Here is a 4,566-nt window from a genome sequence, read left to right on the forward strand (position 1 = left end):
GTGGCGACGCCGTTGTTGGTGGTGGTGATCTGCTTGGCCGCCCCATCCGGCCAGTAGCTCCACGCCTGGTTGCCGTTGCCGTCCGGGAAGCTCAACGCCTTGATGCGGTTACGCACGTCGTAGCTGCGGTCGACTCGGCGGCCAGAGGCAAAGGCGGTATCCGCATCGCACGATGACGTGCTGGGCAGGGACAAGCCCGCCGCGCTCCAAACCAGGTTGCCTGCAGCATCGTAGCCATTGGCGGTGGCGCCGGTTTCGGGTTCCACCGTCTTGCACAGCTGCTGGTAGCCGTCGTAGACGTAACTGCGCGTTACCGACACGGTGCTATTGGCATCACGGCGGCGGATGGACAGGGGCTTGCCGAAGATGTCGCGACTGATGTCGGTGTAGGCACCTTCTGGATGTTGAATCCAGGCCGGCGTCGTGTAATCGGGCTGATCAAAAATGTGGTAGCCCGTCAAGGTCTTGTTGCCGCGTGGATCAGTCACACGGGTTTGGTTGCCTGCCAAATACTCTGTCGAGGTGGTCAACGCCCCACCCTGTTCGCTGTCCTGGGAAACCGAGGTCTTGCGCCCGAGCGCGTCGTATCTGGTCCAAGTCCCGGTACTCAATGCGTCGCTGGTCCCAGGGTACGAGGCAAACGTCGCGCGGCCGTCTTGATCGTAGGTGAACCTCAGGAAGCGTTGGGTAGCGGCTTCGTTGCCGGCATCGAACTCGCGCGTCAACATCGGCTGCCACAATGCGTCGAAGTACGTCACCTTGCGCGCATTGCCGGTGGCGACGGTCTGCCGCCAATGCCCCGCGGCCAGTCCGTACTCGCTGGTGCCGACCTGCTCGAACGCTTGCGTGGTGGAAGCCCAGGCCACAGTGTCGTTGGCCGGATAGGCGATGCTCGCCAGTCGGCCCATCGCGTCGTAGCCATAGTTGGTGCTGTAGCCGTTCTCGTCGGTGGTCGCGGTGATCCAGCCGCTGTCGTTGACCGTTGCAGCGTCGGTGGTGCCATCCGGATAACGGATCGATTGCGGAACGCCGCGCTTCCAACTGGACACGGTGGTCGTGTTGTTGTTGCCGTCCTTGACGGTAGCCAACGTGCCATCGCCGTTGTAGCCAAGTGTCAAGCGCAGCTTGCCGAACGACCAGCGCTGCGAGGGCATCGCATTGGTGTCGTAGCTGGTCTGGGACTCCACCAGACCGGTGTCGGTGTTGGTACTCCTGGCGCGCTGCCCGATGATCCATTTACCCAGGTCGTCGTAATACTCGGTCGCATCCGTACGCGAATACCAGGGGCTGGCGCGGGTCACGCTAAGCGTCCGCGCAAAGGCATCGAAGCTGTTCGCTGTCCAGGTATAGGAGGTACCGTCCTGCACCACAGCCTTGCTGCGCAGCGGACGCAGGACGTTGGTCAAGGGATTGGGAATCCCCAGCAGCGACTGCCCCATCTCCGCCGGAAATGGCTGCGCGGCCACGTCACCATCAGCGAAGTAGGTGTTGCTGGTCTTGGAGACGGCATTGCTGTTGGCATCCAGCAACGTCGTGCTCAGCAGGCGACCATCGTTGAGGCCGTACATGAAACCGAATTCGTAGGCGGTCGCCGTGCCGTCGGGATTGGTGACCTTGACGGTCTTGCTCGGAATGCAGGTCGGGCACGGATCGGTGGCATTACCGGATGTATAGAGCTTTGTCGCCGGGGCATCGGCCACATAGCTCCAGACGCGTTGCGGCAGGCCGGGACCGATGATGGTCTTCGACCGCAGCACATAGTTGTCGAAATAGCTTGGCACGTAAGGAACCGGCGGCTTCTGACCAGCAGGCACATCGCACCGACTGGCTGGCGTATGAGTGCGGTACTGACGCTGATAATCGAACACGAACAGGCCGCTGGCACCGGACGGATGGGTGACCTGCAGGGATACAGCGCCATTCATCAGATCTGGCTCGGAAACGCAATTGCTGGCGCCACCACCGGCAGGCGGCTCGCGTGTCGGCATCATGTTGCCGCTGGCGATCGTGTAGGCCCACTGGGAACCGTCGGGCTCTGTGACGGTCTTCAGGCGATAAGCACCCTGTGGCCATGGATAGGCGGTGCTGAACTCGTAGCCATAGCTCCAGGTCTGGCCGTTGGCCTGGACGCTGCTGATCAGATCGCCGTTGTAGGTCAGTGCAACCGCTCGCCCGTCGCTGGATTGGATCGAGGACAGCTTGTCGCCCGTATAGCTGTAGGTCACCCAGTTGCCGAAGCGGTCTTCGACACGACTGGCCATCAATGCGACGCGCGTGCGCGCAGCCACATTGATCTTTCCACTTATGGTCAACTTATACGGTTTAACGTTGATGACGACGGCATAGTCGAAGTAGTACTTCATACCCGATGGCGAGATGGCGAGAAAGCCTTCGCCTGCATAATTGCTGACGCTGCTCAGACAGCCCAAGCGCCAGCCTTGCTTCGTGATCCACGGACGAGAGACACCATCGGTCGGACGCGGCGTCTTGGTCTGGTTGTCGACCAGCAGTTCCTGTTCGCCAGCACCTGGCACATGCAGGTAATAGCCGTGCCAAACGTCGTCTGCCGTGCCGGGATAGGTCGTGCCATCGACCGTCATGGCGGCATCGGGCCGCGCTGGTACCGAGCAGCGTGCCGTGGGCGAGCCGCTGGTCGTCACCCAGCCCTTCTCCGCAAGGAACTCGCCGTAGACACGCGGCACATCGATTTCCCAATCGCCGAACCCCTTCGCCACGTATTCCTGGCGTCGGTTCATCACCTTGAACTCGCGCGCCACCGTCACCGGCAATGCGTTGTTGCCTGCGATATCCACATCCGTGGCGCGGAAACCCACGCTGAGATCGTAGAGGCTGATGTTCTCGCCGAAAATGTCGCCTTTCAGCGGACCGACGACCTGCGCGGCCTTGATCTTATTCTCGTACTCCTCGTAGGGCGCCACTTCGTCCGCCGCGTGCGCACGCGCACCCATACAAACCAGCAGCATGCCGATCGCCAGCCTCGCCTTGAACATCGCTTGCCTCTTCCCTTTCAGCCCGAGGGGGGCCGAATTCTCTGGACGACCGCGATACTTCTCCTGGGAGGCATCGCGGTAACGAAATCGAAAAAAACACAACGCCCCATCGCGGCGGGGCACGAGGCAATCGATCGAACAATCCCCTATAGGCCAGGTGCTGGCCTTGTCGAATTATCGGATCGGTTCAGGGATAGCTGTCAAGAAAATCTTCAAACATCCGATGGGTGGATCGTCTTCCCCAAGGTTTGGCACCGCCAGCAAGACCGCGGCCCGACGCACTTCACTCCAAACATGACAAGCCGCTCAGTTCGGGCTGACACCCTTTGGCTTCTCACCATGCCCAGCGCAGGCGAGAATCAGGCACTCCTCTACCCCTCGCTTTTTTCGATGAACCCCAGCGACACCATCACCCTGTCCCTGGACCAGGCCACAGCCCTGGTCGAACGCATCCTGACCCACGCCGGCTTCAGCCCGGCGCACGTGCAGGCACTCACCCGGACCATCGTCGCCGGCGAACGCGACGGCTGCGCCTCGCACGGGTTGTACCGGACGCTCGGCTGCGTGGCGACGCTGCGCAACGGCAAGGTGGTGGGCGATGCCGAGCCAGTCGTGCACGACCATGCGCCCGGTATCGTGCGGATCGATGCACGCGGCGGGTTCTCGCTGCTGGCGTTCGAGCGCGGGCTGCCGCTGTTGATCGAGAAGACCCGTGCCAATGGCCTGGCGGCGCTTGCGATCAACCATTGCGTGCATTTCTCTGCGCTATGGCCGGAGGTCGAACGCATCACCGACGCTGGCTTGGTCGCGCTGATCTGCAACCCCAGCCACGCCTGGGTCACGCCGGCCGGCGGGCGCACGCCGCTGCTGGGCACCAACCCGCTGGCGTTCGGCTGGCCACGCGTGGACGCGCCGCCGTTCGTGTTCGATTTCGCCACCAGCGCGGTGGCGCGCGGCGAGATCGAGCTGCGCCTCCGCGCCGGCCAGCCGATTCCAGAAGGCTGGGGTGTGGACGCGGCGGGCGCGCCGACCACCGATCCGGCCGCAGTCGCCGACGGCGGCGCGATGCTGACCTTCGGCGGCCACAAGGGCTCGGCGCTGTCGGCGATGATCGAACTGATCGCCGGGCCGTTGATCGGCGACCTCACCAGCGCCGAATCGCTGGCGCACGACGCTGGCGCCGGCGCTTCGCCCTACCATGGCGAACTGATTCTGGCCATGGATCCGGCGCGCTTTCTTGGCGCCGACCGCGCCGCACACCTGGCCCGTGCGGAAGCCTTTTTTGCGGCCTACGAGGCCACCGGGGCACGCTTGCCGTCGCAACGCCGTTACCAGGCGCGGGAACGCAGCCGCAGCGAAGGCGTGCGGATTCCGCAGGCCCTGCATCAGGATCTGCTGGCCTTGCTCGACTGAAGAAGACTATTGGTAACGCGCTTCAACGCGACTCAGCGGGACATGCCGTTGTCGCGTAGAAGCGGCGTCAGCCGCCACCGGCATTACTGGTGAGGCGTCGCGGCTAAAGGGCACCTCTAAAAACCCCGCCTTTGGCATCATT

General features: G+C 63.1%; 2 protein-coding genes. One reads left to right on the forward strand and one right to left on the reverse strand.

The features are described 5' to 3' along the window. Positions 1–3,011, reverse strand: a 3,011-nt coding sequence (locus tag D183_RS27955) for a hypothetical protein (protein WP_017908341.1), incomplete at its 3' end; no start/stop codon positions are given. 3 nt (positions 3,012–3,014) lie between these two features. Between D183_RS27955 and D183_RS0106785 the strand changes: the two genes are divergently transcribed. Beyond that, positions 3,015–4,424: an Ldh family oxidoreductase gene (locus tag D183_RS0106785; RefSeq protein WP_304412343.1), complete on the forward strand. Its 1,410-nt coding sequence runs from the start codon at positions 3,015–3,017 to the stop codon at positions 4,422–4,424. The last annotated feature ends 142 nt before the right edge of the window (positions 4,425–4,566 follow it).

The organism is Xanthomonas sp. SHU 199 (genome assembly GCF_000364665.1).
Classification (GTDB): Bacteria; Pseudomonadota; Gammaproteobacteria; order Xanthomonadales; family Xanthomonadaceae; genus Xanthomonas_A; species Xanthomonas_A sontii.